We start from the raw sequence: 18,337 nt of genomic DNA on the forward strand, positions 1-18,337 counted from the left end.
CGCGCTGCCACCTCCCCATCGCTGCGCGACAGGGAGGAACAAAAAAGGCCCCGGTTTCCCGGGGCCTTTTCTTTTAGCAAAAAGGACGGTCGCGTCAGACTTTGTCGCCGAGCGCGCCCTTGACCTTGCCCTTCAAATTCTGGGCTTCGCCTTTGCGCTCCTGCGCAATGCCTTCGCCGGTCAGGCGATCGTTGTCGGTCGCCTTGCCGATCGCCTGCTTGGTGTTGCCGATCGCTTCATTGGCGAGGCCTTTTGCTTTGTCGGTGAGTTCACCCATGGAAAATCTCCTTGCTCTTGGCCGAGGCAATAGCACCTCTTGCCTGACCAACGAGCCGCCGCGCCAGATGTTCCCGGCGCCCGGCAAATCGCTGCGAAAAAGGGTAATTGACCTGCCCCGCAAATGAGATTGAATGGCGCCATGATATTTTCGCGCCCTGCCCTGATCGCCGCGACCGCACTGCTGCTTGCCCCCGCGACTCTCGCCCAGCCCGCCCCGACCAGGGTCGCCGCGCAACCCCAACTGCGCGGTCTGACAGCCGAAGAAGCGGCGGCGCTGATCGCAAAAGTCGCCGATGCGCAAGCGAAGTTAAAGAGCGGTGAGCCGGTCGTTTTCGAATTGCTGTCCGGCGCGCCCGCATTTTACCCGATGACGCGCACGGCTCCCCGCGACGCATTTCTCCGCCTGCCGCTCGCCAAGACGTTCAGCGTCGAGCGCGAAGCGACCGATAACAAGCTGTGGCAGCCCTATCGCTTGATCGTGCTGCCCGATGGCCCCGGCAAATTGCTGTGGGATCTCGAAGTGGTGCTGGGCATCAATGGCCAGATCGAACGCATCGAAATGCTCTACCGCCCGCCCGCGCCCTTCTGATTTGAGCCTAAGGCTTCAATCCCATCAGATCACGCGCATTCTCATAACGAATTTTCGCCTTTTCGGCGGGGGTGATGTCGAGCCTGTCCAGCGCATCGAGTGTCTGCTTCAGCGAGAATTGCGGGTAGTCCGACCCGATTAATATGCGATCGATCCCGACATTGCGCATCGTCCAGATAAACTCTTCCTCGATCGGCGCGTCGGCGACGAGCGTCACCGTCGCCGAAATGTCGAAATAGATATTGTTACCGAACAACCCTTCCGCCGTGCGCGCCATTTTCAGGATGTTCCAGAAGCGGAAATTCAACCCGCCCATATGCGCAAACACGAACTTCGTCTTCGGCGCCCCTAGCGCGAGGTTGAACAGCTTTTCGCTGTCGCCGCCGGGGACGATATTCGCATTGTCGATGACGACCGCGATGCCAAGATCGCCGGCGCGCCGGACCAGCGCCAGCACACGTGGGTCAGCGGGATCGAACTTCTGCGTATGCGGATGGATCTTCAGCAGCTTCACACCAAGTCCGGCAACACGCTGCAACTCGTCCAGCGCCGCGGCGCCGTCGTAGGGATGGGCCGTCGCGATCGGCACCATGGTCGGGTGCTTCGCCGCCAGCGCAAGCAGCGCATCGTTGCGGGCGCGGATGTCGTCGGGGTTGCCTGCGAGCGCTTGGTTCGGCCCGCCGAACCACATGCCACCGAACGCCGCAACCGTCAGTCCAGCGGCCTTCACCTGCGCCTCATAGTCCGCGATCGACTTTTCGCCATTCCACAGATGGACATGGCTATCGATCGGCGCCTGCGCGGTCGCGATCTGGGGAACGGCCAGCAGGACGGCGGCCAGCAACGACGGGATTTTCATGACGCTAGATCAGCCCCGCGAGCGGGCTCGACGGGTCGGCATATTTGCGCAGCGCCATCCGCCCCGACAGATAGGCATCGCGCCCCGCCTCGACCGCCAGCTTCATCGCCCGCGCCATGCGGATCGGGTCTTTCGCCTCGGCGATCGCGGTGTTCATCAGTACCCCGTCGCAGCCTAGCTCCATCGCCACCGCCGCATCGCTCGCCGTGCCCACACCCGCGTCGACGAGCACGGGCACCGATGCGCCCTCGACGATCAGGCGGATCGTGACGCGATTCTGGATCCCCAGCCCCGACCCGATCGGCGCGCCCAGCGGCATCACCGCCACCGCGCCGGCATCCTCCAACTGCTTCGCGGCGATCGGATCGTCGACGCAGTAAACCATCGGCAGGAAGCCCTCTTTCGCGAGCACCTCGGTCGCCTCCAGCGTTTCGCGCATGTTGGGATAGAGCGTCTTCGCCTCGCCCAGCACTTCCAGCTTCACCAGATCCCAGCCCCCTGCCTCGCGAGCCAGCCGCAGCGTACGGATCGCATCGTCGGCGTTGAAGCAGCCCGCGGTGTTGGGCAGGTAAGTGATCTTCTTGGGGTCGATATAGTCGGTTAGCATCGGCGCGGTCGGGTCCGACACATTGACGCGGCGCACCGCGACGGTGACGATCTCGGCCCCCGATGCTGCGACCGCCGCCGCATTCTGCTCGAAATCCTTGTATTTGCCGGTGCCGACAATCAGCCGCGACGTGAATGTTCGCCCGGCAACGCTCCAAGTGTCGGTCAACAACCGCCTCCCACAAAATGGACAATTTCCAACGCATCACCCTCGACGAGCGCCTCATCGGCCAGCGTCGAGCGCGGCACGATTTCGCGGTTGCGCTCGACCGCGACCTTTTTGACGTCGAGACCCAGCGAGGCGACGAGATCGGCAATGCTGCCTTCACGGACCTGCCGCTGTTCACCGTTGAGCATGATCGAAATCACCGCCATTCCCGCCTTGCTTTGCCTTTTGCCGAGCAGCCCATATAGGGGGAGCGTTCCCTGCCGCAACCGAAAGCCCCCGCATTGACCGACAAGCCGACCGTTTTTGTTTTCTCCGGCCCCAACCTCAATCTGCTCGGCACGCGCGAGCCGGAGATTTACGGGCATGACACGCTCAACGATATCCACGCGCGGCTGGAAGCGCAGGCCATCGACCTCGGCCTCCGCCTTGAGTGCCGCCAGACCAATCATGAGGGCGTGCTGATCGACTGGCTGCACGAGGCCTATGTCGCGGGCGCCAAGGCGGTGCTGCTCAACGCGGGCGGCTACACCCATACCTCGATCGCGCTCCACGACGCGATCAAGTCGATCAAAGTGCCGGTGATCGAGGTCCATCTGTCCGACCCGATGCAGCGCGAGCCGTTCCGCCACATTAGCTATGTCGGCATGGCGGCGGTCGCCCATTTTGCAGGCCATGGCGCGAACAGCTATACGCTGGCGCTGGACGCCGCCGCGCGTCTCTGACAAGAGGGCGCATCAAAAACGGGGTCTGAGCGTCCTGATCAATGGACGCCGCAACAACAGGAAAATTCTCATGGGTGACCATAAAGACGATGGCATCAATATCGATCCGGCCTATGTGCGCGCACTTGCCGAACTGCTCGACGATACCAGCCTGACCGAAATCGAAGTCGAGGACGGCGATCGCAAGGTCCGCGTCGCGCGCAAGGCCGCCGTTGCCGCGGCGCCCGTCGCCTATGCACCCGCTCCCGCACCGGCGCCCGCCGCCGCCGTACCGGCGGNNCGGCAGCACCCGCCGCAGCCGCCCCCGCCGCGGCAAGTTTCGCCGATGCGGTCAAATCCCCGATGGTCGGCACCGTTTATCTCTCACCCGAACCCGGCGCACCGAATTTCGCGACCATCGGCTCGGCAGTAAAGGCAGGCGACACCGTGCTCATTATCGAAGCGATGAAGGTCATGAACCCGATCGTCGCCCCCGCATCGGGGACGCTGACGGGCGTGCATGTCGAGAACAGCCAGCCGGTCGAGTTCGACCAGCCGCTGTTCACCATCGCCTGAGATTCNNTCCTGATCGCCAATCGCGGCGAAATCGCGCTGCGTATTCATCGGGCCTGCCATGAAATGGGCATCAAGACGGTTGCGGTTCACTCGACCGCCGACGCCGATGCGATGCACGTCCGCCTCGCCGACGAAGCCGTCTGCATCGGGCCGCCCGCGGCGAAGGACAGCTATCTCAACATCCCCGCGATCATTTCGGCCGCCGAAATCACCGGCGCCGACGCCATCCATCCCGGCTATGGCTTCCTCTCCGAAAACGAGCGCTTCGCCGAAATCATCGAAGCGCACGACATGATCTTTGTCGGGCCGAAGCCCGAGCATATCCGCACCATGGGCGACAAGGTCGAGGCGAAGCGCACCGCGGTCGCGCTTGGACTGCCGGTCGTTCCGGGTTCGCCCGGCGCGGTCACCTATGGCGACGAATGCCGCAAGATGGCCGAAGACATCGGCTATCCGGTGCTGATCAAGGCCGCATCCGGCGGCGGTGGGCGCGGGATGAAGGTCGTTCCAGACGCCGACAGTCTCGAAAGCCTGATGGGTCAGGCCTCATCCGAAGCCGCCGCGGCGTTCGGCGATCCGACCGTCTACATGGAAAAATATCTCGGCAACCCGCGGCACATCGAATTTCAGGTGTTCGGTGACGGTCGGGGAGCGGCGATCCACCTCGGCGAGCGCGATTGCTCGCTTCAGCGCCGTCACCAGAAGGTGCTCGAAGAAGCCCCCTCGCCGATCATCTCTGCCGAAGAGCGCGCGCGCATGGGCAAGGTGTGCGCCGATGCGATGGCCGCGATGCAATATCGCGGCGCCGGGACGATCGAATTCCTGTGGGAAAATGGCGAGTTCTTCTTCATCGAAATGAACACGCGCATCCAGGTCGAGCATCCGGTGACCGAAATGATCACCGGCTTCGACCTGGTCCGCGAACAGATTCGCGTTGCGGGCGGCCGCGACCTGTCGGTCAAACAGGACGACCTGGAGTTTCGCGGCCATGCGATGGAATGCCGCATCAACGCCGAAGACCCGCGCACCTTCATGCCCTCACCCGGCAAGGTCACCAATTATCACGCCGCGGGCGGGATGCACGTCCGCGTCGATAGCGGGCTGTACGCGGGCTATTCGATCCCGCCCTATTACGACAGCATGATCGGCAAGCTGATCGTGTATGGTCGCACGCGTGAAAGCTGCATGATGCGCATGCGCCGCGCGCTGGAGGAAATGGTGATTTCGGGGGTCAAGACAAACATTCCGCTGCATCAGGCGCTGCTCGCCGACCCCGATGTGATCAACGGCGATTACACGATCAAATGGCTGGAAGACTGGCTCGCCCGGCAGGATGCGGAGGCGAAAGCCTGATTCACCATCGTCGCCCCGGCGGAGGCCGGGGTCTCACCGGCTGTTTCGGACGCACCGTCGATATCCCGGTCTCCGCCGGGATCTCGGAAAAATAGGTGCGCCCAGCTGTGCGCCACCTCACTTTAACTCCCCGGCATTATTGGCTATGGGCTTTAACCATGGTCAAAAACTCCCCCATCTCCGCGCGCCACGCCGCAACCTTTCTCCTTCCGCTGAGCCTGCTCGCGACGCCTGCCCTTGCGCAAACGGCGGTGAAGGAGGATTCAGTTATCCTTCAGCCCGACAAGGTCGCCGACGATGCTCCCGTGGTCGCCGCGACCATCGCGATGCCCAGTTGGAGCGAAGAAAACGCCACCGCGCTGCTCAGCAGCATCGAAAAAATCGGCGCCGAGGGCCTGTTCGCTAAGGACTATAATCCCGACGCGCTGGCCGCCGCCATCCTCGCAGGCGATCAGGCGCGCCTCGACAAGCTCGCGACCGACACCTTCCTGCTGCTCGCGACGCATCTGCGCGACGGACGCACGCCGAACGCCGCGCGCAAACAATGGTTCATGGTCGATAGCGACGCCGATGCCGAACCCTTGCTGCCGCTGCTCCAGACCGCCCTGAACGCCGGGTCGATCCGCGAAACGCTCGCTGCGCTCAACCCCATCCACCCGGATTTTGCGGTGCTCAAGGCGTCACTCGCCAAGGCCAAGGCGCCCGCCGACGCCAATGCGATCCGCGTCAACATGGAACGCTGGCGCTGGATGCCGCGCGCGCTAGGCGACCGTTACGTCGTCAGCAACGTCCCCGAATATGTGACCCGCGTCGTCCACGGCGGCACGGTCATCGCGACGCACAAGGCCGTCGTCGGCAAACCCTCGACGGCAACGCCGCAGCTGAATCCGATGGCGACCGGAATCATCGTCAACCCGAACTGGACGCTGCCGCGCAGCATCATCAACGAAGGGATTGGCGCCACCATCGCGCGCAACCCCGCCGCTGCCCGCGCGCAGGGCTATACCTGGACCGGCAGTGGCAAGACCTTGTCGGTGGTGCAGAAACCGGGGCCGAACAATGCGCTTGGCGTGATGAAGATGGAAATGCTCAACGACCATGCCATTTACCTCCACGACACGCCATCAAAGGGCGCGTTCAACGCCGCCGCCCGCGCCTTCAGCCATGGCTGCATCCGCACAGAACGCGCACTGCATTTCTCGGGCCTGATGGCGGTGATGTTTGCCGGCCAGAGCCCCGAAGCCTTTGGCGAAGCAATCGCCAGCGGCAAGACGACGCGCTTCGGCTTTGAAAATCCCTTCCCGGTCTATGTCGCCTATTGGACCGTGATTCCCGACGGCAAGGGCGGCACCAAAAAGCTCGCCGACCTGTACGGCCGCGACGCGCCGGTGGTGGCCAGCTTCGCCAAGCCCGGCCGCCCCACCGCCGCAATCATCGCTCCGGCCAAGCCGCCGGTAGTGCCGACGGTCGAAACCACCGCCCGCGTCACAACGCCGGGGACTTCGGGGATTTACTGAACGGCCTCCGCTGCGGAATAGAAAGCGAGATACATTGAAACGTCATGCTGAACTTGTTTCAGCATGACGTGATTTGGCGGGCCGCTCACCACCCCACAACGACGTTGCGCCTCAATCCGCTGTCGTCGGAAACGTCCCGTTGACCGAACCAACACGGCGGATATTGTCGGCGACCGGAGGCAGCTGGAATGGCGTCGGCACCGGCGGCATCTCGCTCAGCCGGTCGGCGAACAGCAGCCGCCCCGGCCCCAACTTGTAGAGGATCATCGGCAACAGCTCTTCGCCGAACACGAAGCAGCCTTCGCTCCGCCCCAGCTTGCCCTGCGTCGCGATCAGCGAAGGGTCGGCGTACCAGGCGCCATGAACCACGATCGCGCGGACGTCGGCATTATTGTTGTCGGGTTCCAGCCCCGCCAGGCGCATCGACGATCCGTTGGCGCCCCAATAATAATCGCTGGTGCGATACGCACCGCGCGAAGTCGCGAGACTGCCGACACGGTTCGAAAAGCTTTTCAGCCAGCCGTCATGCTGCGGGTCCGACCCGCGGCCATGGGTGACCGGGAACATCTCGATCTTGCCCGCCACCATATCCACGAGCGCAAAGCGCGGGCGCGCCGACGGCAGTCCGAAATCGACGATACCAACACGATCGGTTTGTGGGATGAAGCGGCTCTGCATCGCGATCTGCTTGCGCGCGACCGCCAGATAATCGACCGGCGGCGCTATCGGAGGCGTCGGCTGGCGAATCCAGTCGGGCAGTTGCGCATGTCCCGGCACGGCAGCAATGGCGCCTGCTCCCGCCAGCCCGGCGAGCATCGCCCTGCGATCGATCAATTTACTCACTTGGCTACCCAACCCCGCATTGGCCGCCTTCGGCGATCCTTCGACCATGCATAAGTCGGGCGTTGGCCGTGAAAGGCAAGCAGGTGGTTCCCGGTCATGCGGGCAAGTGTGGCATAATTGCCATGAACTGCAGGTTAAAGATAAATTTGCTGATTTGCGACGCCTTCGCCAACGAAATCGCACTTGCAAACCATTTGCAATATCACTAGCTCGCGTGCGACTATCAACGCCGAGGGGAGTTTTCGTGACCGCAGCATCTGTCCGCATGGCATTGATCGCCGCTGCTACCGGCGGCTTGGCAGCGATGCCGACACCTGCCTTCGCCGCCGACGAGGCGGCGAGTGCGGGCGCGGACGTCGATTCCATCGTTGTCACCGGCTATGTTGCCCAGGGTCTGTCCGATCCGCGCAGCCCGCTGCCGTTGGTCGATACCCCCAACAGTGCCACCGTAGTGACCGATCAGCTGCTGGCCGAACAGGGCCGCCGCACCCTGCGCGATGCGTTGCGCAATATCACCGGGATCAGCTTTCAGGCGGGCGAAGGCAATCCGCCGGGTGGTGGTGACAGCTTCTCGATCCGCGGCTTTGCGGGCCGCGACGATGTATATGTCGACGGGCTGCGCGACCCCGGCAATTATTTCCGCGACCCGTTCAACGCCGACCGCTTTGAAGTGACCAAAGGCCCGACTTCGGCAATTGCGGGACGCGGCAATATCGGCGGCTCTCTCAACATCGTGTCGCGCCAGCCGCTGCTGGAAAACCGCCACGGCGCCGAACTTTCGGTGGGCACCGACCAGTATTTTCGCGGCACGATCGACAGCAACATCGTCCTCGACGAAGCGAACGGCATCGCGCTGCGCATCAATGCAGTCGCGCACCGCAACGACGAGGCTGGGCGCAATCGCGTCGACAGCAAGCGCTGGGGCATCAACCCGGTGCTGGGCTTTGGTATCGGCGCCGATACGACGGTGACCGCCGGTTATTTCTTTCTGACCCAGGACGATCTGCCCGATATGGGCATTCCCAACGCGCGCAATCGATCGCTGGCCGGATCGGGGTTCGAGGGCGCCCCGGTGCCACTCAACCGCCGTAATTTTTACGGCTATTCGACCGATTATCGCGATGTCGACACGCACATCGGGACGTTGATGGTCTCGCATCGGTTCAGCGACGCCGCAACGATCAGCAACAAGACACGCTGGGCGCAGACCGATTATGCTCAATCGGCATCGTCGCCGCGCTTCGTCGGCAATGTCACCACCCTCGGCCCGACGACCGAAGGGGTCGGCAATCGCAAGTTTCGCGATCAGCGCGACAAACTGTTCGTCAACCAGACCCAGCTCGAACTGACGTTGGGCAGCGAAAGTTTCCGCCACAATATCGTGGTCGGATTCGAATATGCCGACGAACTGACCCGCAATCGCCGCCAGCTTGATGCCGACGGCCCGCGATATAATCTTTTCGACCCGGCGTTCCTCGCCGCGGCGCCGGTCGCCTATAATGGCACTACCGCGCGCATCGATATCGACACCAAAAGCCTCTATCTGTTTGACACCGTCGAACTCGGCGATCGATGGCGCATCGTCGGCGGCATCCGCCACGATTGGGTCGATACGCGGGTGCGCGGTATCGTCGACAGCGGCTTCACCGCGCCTGGCTTTGCCACCGACCTTTCGCGCCGTGACAGCGAATTCAGCGGCAACGCCGCGCTGGTGTTCAAACCCAGCGCCAACAGCAGCCTCTATTTCGGCTGGGGCACCGCATTCGAACCATCGGGCCGCGCCGAAATCGTCCAGCTGGCCGGCGGCAACAACAATGCGCCCGTCACCGCGGCGAACTTCAACGTCAAATCCGAACGCAGCCGTTCGTTCGAACTGGGCGGAAAGCTCGAATTGCCGGGCGGCTTGCTGCTCAGCGCGGCGCTGTTCGAAATCACCAAAACCAATGCCCGCACCCCCGGCGTCGATGCCGGCGATCCGCCGGTCGTTCTCGACGGGCGCCAGCGCATCCGCGGCATTGAACTTCAGGCGGCCGGAACGATCATGCCGGGCTGGGATATTTTTGCCGGTTACACCCACCTTGACGGCGAAGTGCGCGCGTCGAACATTCCGGTGCAGGTTGGCTTGCCGCTCGACAACACGCCGCCGCACAGCGCGACGCTGTGGACGTCGTTCGACGTCACCCCGGCCTTTCGGATCGGTGGCGGGGTACAATATAATGGCAAACGCCGCTCGGACATTCCGGCCAGCCTGACCAGCGGCAATTTTGTCATCACGGTGCCGTCCTACACGGTGTTTGATGCCTTCGCCGAATACCGGCTGACCGACAATGTGAAGCTGCGGGCGAACGTCTATAATATTGGCAACAGATATTATTTCCAGTCATTGGGCAGTGGTCAATCGATCCCCGGCCCTGGCCGCTCGGGCGTCTTGACCCTGGCCCTCGACTTTTGATGGCGATCCCCGGGGGTTGCGACGCTGCGATCCCCGGGGCATGACGCTGCCATGTATCTGGTCGTCGATAATGTCCTGACCGGCGATCCGCTCGCCCGTGCACAGGCACTGCTGGCCGACGCGCCATGGGCCGATGGCCGCGTCACCGCCGGTTATCAATCAGCCGCCGTCAAACGCAACGAACAATTGCCCGAACGACATAGCGTGACGCGCCAGTTGCAAGACATCGTCGATCCGGCGCTTCGCGCCAGCCTGCTGTTCCAGTCGGCCGCGCTACCGCGCCATATCTTTCCGCCGCTGTTCAATCGGTATGCGACCGGCCATGATTTCGGCACCCATATCGACAACGCCATCCGCCAGACTCCCGACGGGTTGGCGCTCCGTACCGATTTGTCGGCGACCCTGTTCCTGTCCGATCCCGAGAGTTATGCTGGCGGGGAGTTGGAGGTCGAGGATGGCAGCGCTGCGCAACGCTTCAAGCTCGCCGCCGGATCAATGCTGCTCTATCCTGCGAGCACCCTGCACCGGGTGACTCCGGTCACGCGCGGTGTGCGTCTCGCCTGCTTTTTCTGGGTGCAAAGCCTCGTCGCCGACGCCGCGCGCCGCACGATACTGTTCGACATCGACCTCGCGATCCAGTCGCTGCGACCGCGCGTCGGCGATCAGGATCCGGCGCTGGTGGCGCTCACCGGCGCGTATCACAATCTGCTGCGTCAATGGGCGCAACCCTGACACAAAGCGCGCTCAGCCAAGCAAGGATCAACGATGAAAGCGACCATCTGGCACAACCCCGCCTGCGGCACATCGCGCAAGACGCTGGCGATCCTGCAAGACACCCCGGAGATCGACCTCACGGTCGTCGAATATCTGAAACACCCTTATGCCGCGGACAAGCTGCGACAGCTCTTCGCCGCCGCAGGGCTCGCGGCGCGCGATGCACTGCGGCTGCGCGGCACCGATGCCGAACAACGCGGGCTGACGGACGCCGACGAGGATGCCATCATCGCTGCGATGACCGCCAACCCTGCCTATGTCGAACGTCCGATCGTCGAGACCGACAAGGGCGTTCGGCTGTGCCGCCCGCAGGACCGGGTCCACGAAATTCTTTGACGCCGCACATGGCGGCGGCACAAACGGCACCGGCGACCTGAGCGCGTAAAATAGCAAAGGGGCCACGGACATTGTCCGCAGCCCCCCGTTATCGCGCGAACGCAGACCGGATTACGGGCTGGTCGGTTCGTCGTCGCCGTCGGTGAGCAGCACGATGCCGACGATGACGCCGACAGCTGCGAGCGCCAAAAGAATCCAGCTGTTTTCGCCCCCAAGCTCGCTCTCGCCTTCGACAGTCGAAACGGCGCGAGCGCTCTGCGCGGCCGAAGCAGCGACCGGCGCTGCGATGAGCGACGTCGCGGCAAGGCTAACCGCGGCCTTCTTGAAAAGATTCATGTTAAACTCCCTGGCTGGATGTGCAGTGTGGATCGACCCGGCATTACGCTATACTATTGTTCCACAGACAAATTTATAGCGCGCTGTGGCCATATTGCAATGCAGCGCCCCGTGGATTACGTCCGGAAAAAGCGCCAGATCGGCGCCAATTGGATTGGCGCGATGTGCTAGCCCGCGGCGATCCGCCCCCCCGCAATGGCGAATCGGGTCACCGGTCCCGGCATGTCTGCGAACAGGGCCGCCTCGGTTCCCGTCAGCCACGCCTGCCCTCTCTGCCCCGCCAGCCGCGCGTAAAGCGCCGCGCGGCGCATCGGGTCCAGGTGTGCCGCGACCTCATCCAGCAATAGCACCGGTCGCCGTCCGCGCGCGCGCGCCACGCAGTCGCTATGCGCTAGCACCAGCGACAGCAGCATTGCCTTTTGCTCCCCCGTCGAACAGCGCGCCGCGACGCGGCCAGTCGCGGCATGGACCGCGACCAGATCGTCACGGTGCGGCCCCGCGGTGGCGCGCCCCGCCGCCGCGTCAATCCGGCGGCGCCCGGCAAACAGCGCTTGCAGCGCCGTCCCGTCATAAGGCGTCGCGCGCGCCGCACCGTCGCTGTCGACCAGCGTCAGTAGCGGACGGGCAAAGGGCGCGTCGGGCTGCCCGGCCAGTTCGATCGAAAGCGCTGCCAGCGTGGTTTGCCGCGCCGCATCCATCGCCGCGCCATGCTCCCCCAACTGCGCCTCCAGGCTCGCCAGCCATTGCGGGTCGGCGCTGGAAAGGTCGGCGAGCAATTTACCGCGCGCGCGCAGCGCCGCCTCATATCGATTGCTGTGCTGCGCGTGGCGCGGGTCGAGCGCCAGCACCAGCCGGTCGAGGAAACGCCGCCGATTGCCCGCCGTCTCGACGAACAGTCGGTCCATCGCCGGGGTCAGCCACAGCACCGCCAGCCATTCGCCCAGCGACGCCGCCGCCGCCGGGCTGCCATTGATCCGCACGATCCGCCGTCCCGGGTGCGCGGGCTCGATCCCGGTGCCCAGCGATACCGGCGCCAGATCATCGCCCGCCAGCACCTCGGCAAATACGGCAAAGCCGCCGCTCGCGCCGTCGCGCACCATGTCGCCAAGTGCGGCGCGGCGCAGCCCGCGCCCCGGTGCCAGCAACGAAATCGCCTCCAATATATTGGTCTTGCCCGCGCCATTGTCGCCGTGCAGCGCGACCAGTCCTGGTCCGGCCACCAGCTCCGCCCCGGCATGATTGCGAAAATCGGTCAGCGAAAGGCGGGTCAGCGTCATCCTGTATGCCGCCTACCGCAGCTACTGCGACCGCGCCACCCCACTCCCGCCCGCACCGGATCTCCTGCCGTCATCCCGGCGAAGGCCGGGATCTCGCCATCGCGTCCTAGCGCATCCGGATGATCGGGTGCGGGCCAAACCGAACGGTCTCCGTGAATTTTTCCGTTCAGTGGGATATTTCACCATAAGGATGGACATTTTGCGGCCGAATTGTCTCCCGTCATCGTCGAAACCCCGCTGAACCGCCGATGAATGCAATTGGCACGGTCCCTGCATTACCTTTTGCATCCACCGGATGGTCCGGCTGGAAAGGAAAAAAGGGAAATCATCATGGCACATCTCAACGTCGAATCGTTCAAAAGCTATGCAATCGCTGCGGTCGCCTCGCTTTATTGCTCGGTCATGTTCCTCGCGGTTGCTGGTCAGAATGGCGCGCAGGTCGGTTCGCTGGTCATCTGACCAGCGGCTACCTCCGCCCGCTCATAACGCCGGCCGCCGGCCGGGATGGAAAGGAAAGAAATGAAACAGGGTTTTCGCAAGAATCGTCGCGACGGGATGATCTTCGGCGTGTGCGCCGGGATGGCAGACCAGTTCGGCTTCGACGTCTTGTGGACGCGCGTCGGCTTTGTTGCCTTGACGCTTCTGGGCTTCGGCCTGCCACTGCTGCTGTACCTCGCCGTCGCGATCCTCGCGCCCTAGGAGGCAGCACAAGGGCCGGACGCCTTTCAGGCGCAGTCGCACCGGCCCGCACATTCCCAAGCAACCAAGGGCTCACCGGCCACCCCGGTGGGCCCTTATCTATTATGGGCGCCTGCTATTGACCGACAACGAACCTACACTCTCGTCATCCCGGACTTAATCCGAGATCCATCCGCCTTCTCAGTATAGCGCAGCGCAAGGCCTCGTGGTCCCCGGATCAAGTCCCGAGTGACGAAGACATGGGGGCGACCCACCACCCCGTTCCGGTCGTTCGCCGCCGATTTGGCCCGGAAGTTAGGAAACGACCAAGGGCGGACCTAAGCGATCCTCCCCCAAGGGGGGAGGGGGACCACCCGAAGGGTGGTGGAGGGGCACAGGCGGTTTACGCAGCGCTGGACCGGATGGGTCACGCTTTTCCGGGAACCGCGCCGCGGAGCACTATCTCTGCGTCAAGGCAAACCGATGGTGCCCCTCCACCAGCTTCGCTGGTCCCCCTCCCCGTTCCGGGGAGGATCGGCGCCGTCCACTTCCCACCCCAAATCTGACGGCAAAGCGCCTCTCAAAAACGAAAAAGCCCCGCCGGATTACTCCAGCGGGGCTCATTTCTGTCAGCCAAAGGCCGGGGTGAGGCTTACGCCTCGCCCTCACCCTCAGGACGCTCTTCGACCATCACGTCATCGGTCGTGAAGTCTTCGCCCTGCACCTTGCCCAGCGGATCGTCGCCCATCGCGGCTTCCGGGCCTTGTGCCAGTTCGGCGGCATGCTCGGCGGCGGCGCTGGCCGGGGCGATCAGGTCGACCTGGCTCGCGGCGCGCATCGATGCGCGCAGGGCGGCATCCTTGCTCGACGCGGTCACGCGAACGCGGTTCATGGCGGCGCCGGTACCCGCCGGGATCAGGCGGCCGACGATGACGTTTTCCTTCAGCCCGATCAGCGAGTCGACCTTGCCCTGCACCGAAGCTTCGGTGAGAACACGCGTCGTCTCCTGGAACGATGCCGCCGAAACAAAGCTGCGCGTTTGCAGCGACGCCTTGGTGATGCCCAGCAGGACCGGACGGCCCTCCGCAGGCACGCCATTCTTCGGCAGCTTGGCGTTATATTCCATCATCTCCAGATAATCGAGCTGTTCGCCCGGCAGCAACGTGGTGTCGCCGCCCGCGGTGATCTCGACCTTCTGCAGCATCTGGCGAACAATCACTTCGATGTGCTTGTCGTTGATCTTCACGCCCTGCAGTCGGTACACTTCCTGGATTTCGGCGACCAGATATTCGGCCAGCGCCTCTACGCCCATGACGTCCAGAATGTCGTGCGGGTTCGGCGAACCGCTGATCAAGGCGTCGCCGCGCTTGACCTGATCGCCTTCCTGCACTTCCAGAACCTTCGACTTGGGGATCAGGTACTCGATCGGATCGCCTTCTTCCGGAACGATCGCAATCTTGCGCTTCGCCTTGTAATCCTTGACGAATTCAATGCGACCGCTGATCTTCGCGATAACGCTGTTGTCCTTCGGAATGCGTGCTTCGAACAGCTCGGCCACCCGCGGCAGACCGCCGGTGATGTCGCGCGTCTTCGACGCTTCGCGGCTGACACGCGCCAGCACGTCACCCGCCTGCACCGTCTGGCCGTCCTCGACCGACAGCATCGTGCCGACCGCGAGCAGATAGCGCGCGGCTTCACCCGAAGCATCGTCGAGCAGGGTCAGGCGCGGCTGAAGGTCTTCCTTCTTGGCGCGGCCCGCCGAACGATATTCGATCACGACGCGCTGGGCGATGCCCGTCGCTTCGTCGACCTGTTCGATCAGGGTCTTGGTGTCTTCCAGATCCTGATATTTCACGACGCCCTGCTTTTCGGTGATCAGCGGCATGGTGAACGGATCCCATTCGGCAATCCGGTCACCCTTCTTCACCTTGTCGCCATCCTTGAACAGGATGTGCGCACCATAAGGCAGCTTGTGCGACGCGCGCTCGCGGCCTTCGCTGTCGATCACCGCGACTTCACCCGAACGGGCGAGCGCCAGGCGGCGACCGCGCTGATCGACGATCGTCGGCATGTCACGATATTCGATCGTGCCGTCCGAAATCGATTCCACGTTCGACTGTTCGTTGACCTGCGCCGCACCGCCGATGTGGAAGGTACGCATGGTCAGCTGGGTGCCGGGTTCACCGATCGACTGAGCGGCAATGACGCCAACCGCTTCACCGATGTTCACCGGGGTACCGCGGGCGAGGTCACGGCCATAGCATTTGCCGCACACGCCCAGCACCGCTTCACAAACCAGCGGCGAACGGATCTTGACCGATTGAACTTCGGCATCTTCGATCTTCTGCGTCGTCGGCTCGTCGAGCAGCGTGCCGACGGGAGCCAGGACATTGCCGTCCTTGTCGAGCACGTCTTCCAGCGTCGTGCGGCCCAGAATGCGCTCGCCCAGCGAGGCGATCGTCGAACCGCCCTGGATGATCGCGCGCATTTCCATGCCGCGGGTCGTACCGCAATCTTCCTCGATCACGACGCAGTCCTGCGACACGTCGACCAGGCGGCGGGTCAGATACCCCGAGTTTGCGGTCTTCAGCGCCGTATCGGCCAGGCCCTTACGCGCACCGTGGGTCGAGTTGAAATACTCGAGAACGGTCAGGCCTTCCTTGAAGTTCGAGATGATCGGCGTTTCGATGATCTCGCCCGACGGCTTGGCCATCAGGCCGCGCATCCCGGCGAGCTGCTTCATCTGCGCCTGCGAACCACGGGCACCCGAGTGCGCCATCATATAGATGGAGTTGATCGGGGCCAGACGGCCCGTTTTCGGATCCTTGGGCTCGGCGCGGATTTCGTCCATCATCGCGGTCGCGACCTTGTCGCCGCACTGCGACCAGGCGTCGATCGCCTTGTTGTACTTTTCCTGCTGCGTGATCAGGCCATCCTGATACTGCTGCTCGAAATCCTTCACCAAAGCACGGGTTTCGTCGACCATGCCTTCCTTCGACGCCGGGATGATCATGTCATCCTTGCCGAAGGAAATGCCGGCCTTGAACGCGTTGCGGAAGCCTAGCGCCATGATGGCGTCGGCGAACAGCACCGTCTCTTTCTGGCCGGTGTGACGATAGACCTGATCGATCACGTCGCCGATTTCCTTCTTGGTCAGAAGGCGGTTGACGACGTCGAACGGCACGGTGTGCGATTTCGGCAGGCACTCGCCGATCAGCATGCGGCCCGGGGTCGTTTCAAAGCGGCGCAGATATTCATTGCCCTTTTCATCGGTCTGCGGGACGCGGCTGATCACCTTGGTGTGCAGGGTGACCGCACCGATATGCAGCGCCTGATGCACCTCGGCCATATCGGCGAGCAGCATGCCCTCGCCGGGTTCGCCTTCGCGCTCCATCGAGAGATAGTAGAGACCCAGCACCATGTCCTGCGAGGGCACGATGATCGGCTTGCCGTTCGCGGGCGAGAGGATGTTGTTGGTCGACATCATCAGGACGCGCGCTTCCAGCTGGGCTTCCAGGCTCAGCGGAACGTGAACGGCCATCTGGTCACCGTCGAAGTCGGCGTTGAACGCGGCGCAGACCAGCGGGTGCAGCTGGATCGCCTTACCCTCGATCAACACGGGCTCGAACGCCTGAATGCCCAGGCGGTGAAGCGTCGGAGCGCGGTTCAGCAGGACCGGGTGCTCGCGAATGACTTCGTCGAGGATGTCCCAGACTTCCTTGCGTTCCTTTTCGACCCACTTTTTCGCCTGCTTCAGGGTCATCGACAGACCCTTGGCGTCGAGGCGCGCATAGATGAACGGCTTGAACAGTTCGAGCGCCATCTTCTTGGGCAGGCCGCACTGGTGCAGCTTGAGTTCCGGACCGGTGACGATGACCGAACGGCCCGAATAGTCGACGCGCTTGCCGAGCAGGTTCTGACGGAAACGGCCCTGCTTGCCCTTCAGCATGTCGGACAGCGATTTCAGCGGACGCTTGTTGGCGCCCGTGATCGTGCGGCCGCGGCGGCCGTTGTCGAACAATGCGTCGACAGCTTCCTGCAACATGCGCTTTTCGTTGCGGACGATGATGTCCGGCGCGCGCAATTCCATCAGGCGCTTCAAACGGTTGTTACGGTTGATGACGCGGCGATACAGATCGTTCAAATCCGACGTCGCAAAGCGGCCACCGTCGAGCGGCACCAGCGGGCGCAGTTCGGGCGGGATGACGGGGACGACTTCCAGGATCATCCACTCGGGACGGTTGCCCGATTCGATGAAGCTTTCGACGACCTTCAGCCGTTTGATGATCTTCTTGGGCTTCAGCTCCGACTTGGTCGTCGCCAGATCTTCCATCAGATCGGCGCGTTCCTGCTCCAGATCAAGGTTTTCGAGCAGGACGCGGATCGCTTCGGCGCCGATGCCGGCCGAAAAGGCGTCTTCGCCATATTCGTCCTGCGCATCGAGCAACTCGTCTTCGGTCAGCAGCTGGAACTTCTCCAGCGGCGTCAGGCCCGGCTCGAGCACGATATAGGCTTCGAAATACAGGACGCGCTCAAGCTGCTTGAGCTGCATGTCGAGCAGCAGGCCGATGCGCGACGGCAGCGACTTCAGGAACCAGATATGCGCGACCGGCGCGGCGAGCTCGATATGGCCCATCCGCTCGCGGCGGACCTTGGTCACCGTGACTTCGACACCGCATTTTTCGCAGACGATGCCCTTGTATTTCATGCGCTTATACTTGCCGCACAGGCATTCATAATCCTTGATCGGACCAAAGATACGCGCACAGAACAGGCCGTCACGCTCGGGCTTGAACGTGCGGTAGTTGATGGTTTCGGGCTTCTTGATCTCGCCGAACGACCATGAGCGGATCCGCTCGGGGCTCGCGATGCCGATCTTGATCATGTCAAAGGTTTCGGGCTTCGCGACCGGGTTCATGAAGTTGGTAAGCTGGTTCATATTCTAGCTCCACTCTTCCCCCTTCGCGCGGAGCGAAGGGGGTGAGGATAAGA

The 18,337-nt window shown here is 63.2% G+C and carries 17 protein-coding genes and 1 pseudogene; 10 read left to right on the top strand and 8 right to left on the bottom strand.

Going from position 1 to position 18,337, the window contains the following annotated elements; all coding sequences use genetic code 11:
* Positions 1 to 94: 94 nt before the first annotated feature.
* The gene (locus tag B4F07_RS00380) at positions 95 to 277 is read right to left on the bottom strand and encodes a CsbD family protein (RefSeq protein ID WP_293700930.1); all 183 of its coding nucleotides are present in this window, start codon (positions 275 to 277) and stop codon (positions 95 to 97) included.
* 141 nt (positions 278 to 418) lie between these two features.
* Here B4F07_RS00380 and B4F07_RS00385 point away from each other — a divergent pair, with 141 nt between their 5' ends.
* A complete protein-coding gene (locus B4F07_RS00385) occupies positions 419 to 868 on the top strand; it encodes a hypothetical protein (RefSeq protein ID WP_293700931.1) in 450 nt (149 codons plus the stop codon).
* Positions 869 to 875: 7 nt separating this feature from the next.
* Here the strand turns inward: B4F07_RS00385 and B4F07_RS00390 are convergent, their stop codons facing one another.
* Genes B4F07_RS00390 through thiS form a run of 3 tightly spaced genes read right to left on the bottom strand, consistent with a single transcriptional unit; the run spans position 876 to position 2,708 of the window.
* Entirely contained in the window at positions 876 to 1,727 is an 852-nt protein-coding gene (locus B4F07_RS00390; protein ID WP_293700932.1) for an amidohydrolase family protein, read from the bottom strand.
* Positions 1,728 to 1,731: 4 nt separating this feature from the next.
* Positions 1,732 to 2,502 carry a thiazole synthase gene (locus tag B4F07_RS00395; protein ID WP_349681304.1) on the bottom strand — a complete coding sequence of 257 codons (771 nt, stop codon included), beginning with the start codon at positions 2,500 to 2,502 and terminating at the stop codon, positions 1,732 to 1,734.
* Positions 2,499 to 2,708, bottom strand: a complete 210-nt coding sequence (gene thiS / locus B4F07_RS17400) for a sulfur carrier protein ThiS (protein ID WP_349681305.1) — start codon at positions 2,706 to 2,708, stop codon at positions 2,499 to 2,501. The genes B4F07_RS00395 and thiS overlap by 4 nt, the downstream gene beginning before the upstream one ends.
* Positions 2,709 to 2,783: 75 nt before the next feature.
* On the opposite strand from thiS, the gene B4F07_RS00400 reads away from it, so the two are divergent.
* The 4 genes and pseudogenes from B4F07_RS00400 to B4F07_RS00415 all read left to right on the top strand — a co-directional run bounded on the left by B4F07_RS00400 (position 2,784) and on the right by B4F07_RS00415 (position 6,649).
* A complete protein-coding gene (locus tag B4F07_RS00400) occupies positions 2,784 to 3,224 on the top strand; it encodes a type II 3-dehydroquinate dehydratase (protein WP_293700933.1) in 441 nt (146 codons plus the stop codon).
* A gap of 70 nt (positions 3,225 to 3,294) precedes the next feature.
* Positions 3,295 to 3,779, top strand: a pseudogene (gene accB / locus B4F07_RS00405) (acetyl-CoA carboxylase biotin carboxyl carrier protein).
* A gap of 9 nt (positions 3,780 to 3,788) precedes the next feature.
* Positions 3,789 to 5,132, top strand: a complete 1,344-nt coding sequence (gene accC / locus B4F07_RS00410; protein ID WP_293699414.1) for an acetyl-CoA carboxylase biotin carboxylase subunit — start codon at positions 3,789 to 3,791, stop codon at positions 5,130 to 5,132.
* Positions 5,133 to 5,290: 158 nt separating this feature from the next.
* Positions 5,291 to 6,649 (top strand): L,D-transpeptidase family protein, encoded by a 1,359-nt coding sequence (locus tag B4F07_RS00415; protein ID WP_293699416.1) that lies wholly within the window; start codon positions 5,291 to 5,293, stop codon positions 6,647 to 6,649.
* A 111-nt stretch (positions 6,650 to 6,760) separates the two neighbouring features.
* Here the strand turns inward: B4F07_RS00415 and B4F07_RS00420 are convergent, their stop codons facing one another.
* On the bottom strand, positions 6,761 to 7,492 hold the full coding sequence (locus B4F07_RS00420) for a murein L,D-transpeptidase catalytic domain family protein (protein ID WP_293699419.1): 732 nt from the start codon (positions 7,490 to 7,492) through the stop codon (positions 6,761 to 6,763).
* A gap of 244 nt (positions 7,493 to 7,736) precedes the next feature.
* On the opposite strand from B4F07_RS00420, the gene B4F07_RS00425 reads away from it, so the two are divergent.
* Genes B4F07_RS00425 through B4F07_RS00435 form a run of 3 tightly spaced genes read left to right on the top strand, consistent with a single transcriptional unit; the run spans position 7,737 to position 11,054 of the window.
* Positions 7,737 to 9,944, top strand: coding sequence for a TonB-dependent receptor (locus B4F07_RS00425; RefSeq protein ID WP_293699421.1), 2,208 nt, complete (start codon positions 7,737 to 7,739; stop codon positions 9,942 to 9,944).
* Positions 9,945 to 9,995: 51 nt separating this feature from the next.
* Positions 9,996 to 10,676 carry a Fe2+-dependent dioxygenase gene (locus B4F07_RS00430; RefSeq protein ID WP_293699424.1) on the top strand — a complete coding sequence of 227 codons (681 nt, stop codon included), beginning with the start codon at positions 9,996 to 9,998 and terminating at the stop codon, positions 10,674 to 10,676.
* Between the two features lie 33 nt (positions 10,677 to 10,709).
* The gene (locus tag B4F07_RS00435; protein WP_293699426.1) at positions 10,710 to 11,054 is read left to right on the top strand and encodes an ArsC/Spx/MgsR family protein; all 345 of its coding nucleotides are present in this window, start codon (positions 10,710 to 10,712) and stop codon (positions 11,052 to 11,054) included.
* A 111-nt stretch (positions 11,055 to 11,165) separates the two neighbouring features.
* Here the strand turns inward: B4F07_RS00435 and B4F07_RS00440 are convergent, their stop codons facing one another.
* Positions 11,166 to 11,390, bottom strand: coding sequence for a hypothetical protein (locus B4F07_RS00440; protein WP_293699429.1), 225 nt, complete (start codon positions 11,388 to 11,390; stop codon positions 11,166 to 11,168).
* 167 nt (positions 11,391 to 11,557) lie between these two features.
* Positions 11,558 to 12,667 carry a DNA replication/repair protein RecF gene (recF, locus tag B4F07_RS00445; RefSeq protein WP_293699432.1) on the bottom strand — a complete coding sequence of 370 codons (1,110 nt, stop codon included), beginning with the start codon at positions 12,665 to 12,667 and terminating at the stop codon, positions 11,558 to 11,560.
* A gap of 330 nt (positions 12,668 to 12,997) precedes the next feature.
* Between recF and B4F07_RS00450 the strand changes: the two genes are divergently transcribed.
* Complete coding sequence (locus tag B4F07_RS00450) at positions 12,998 to 13,126, top strand: hypothetical protein (RefSeq protein ID WP_293699435.1); 129 nt, start codon at positions 12,998 to 13,000, stop codon at positions 13,124 to 13,126.
* Positions 13,127 to 13,186: 60 nt separating this feature from the next.
* Positions 13,187 to 13,366 carry a PspC domain-containing protein gene (locus tag B4F07_RS00455; RefSeq protein ID WP_293699438.1) on the top strand — a complete coding sequence of 60 codons (180 nt, stop codon included), beginning with the start codon at positions 13,187 to 13,189 and terminating at the stop codon, positions 13,364 to 13,366.
* Positions 13,367 to 13,997: 631 nt separating this feature from the next.
* Here the strand turns inward: B4F07_RS00455 and rpoC are convergent.
* Complete coding sequence (gene rpoC / locus B4F07_RS00460; RefSeq protein WP_293699441.1) at positions 13,998 to 18,284, bottom strand: DNA-directed RNA polymerase subunit beta'; 4,287 nt, start codon at positions 18,282 to 18,284, stop codon at positions 13,998 to 14,000.
* Between the last annotated feature and the right edge of the window lie 53 nt (positions 18,285 to 18,337).

The sequence above is a fragment of the Sphingopyxis sp. UBA6723 genome (assembly GCF_002454115.1).
Lineage (GTDB): Bacteria > Pseudomonadota > Alphaproteobacteria > Sphingomonadales > Sphingomonadaceae > Sphingopyxis.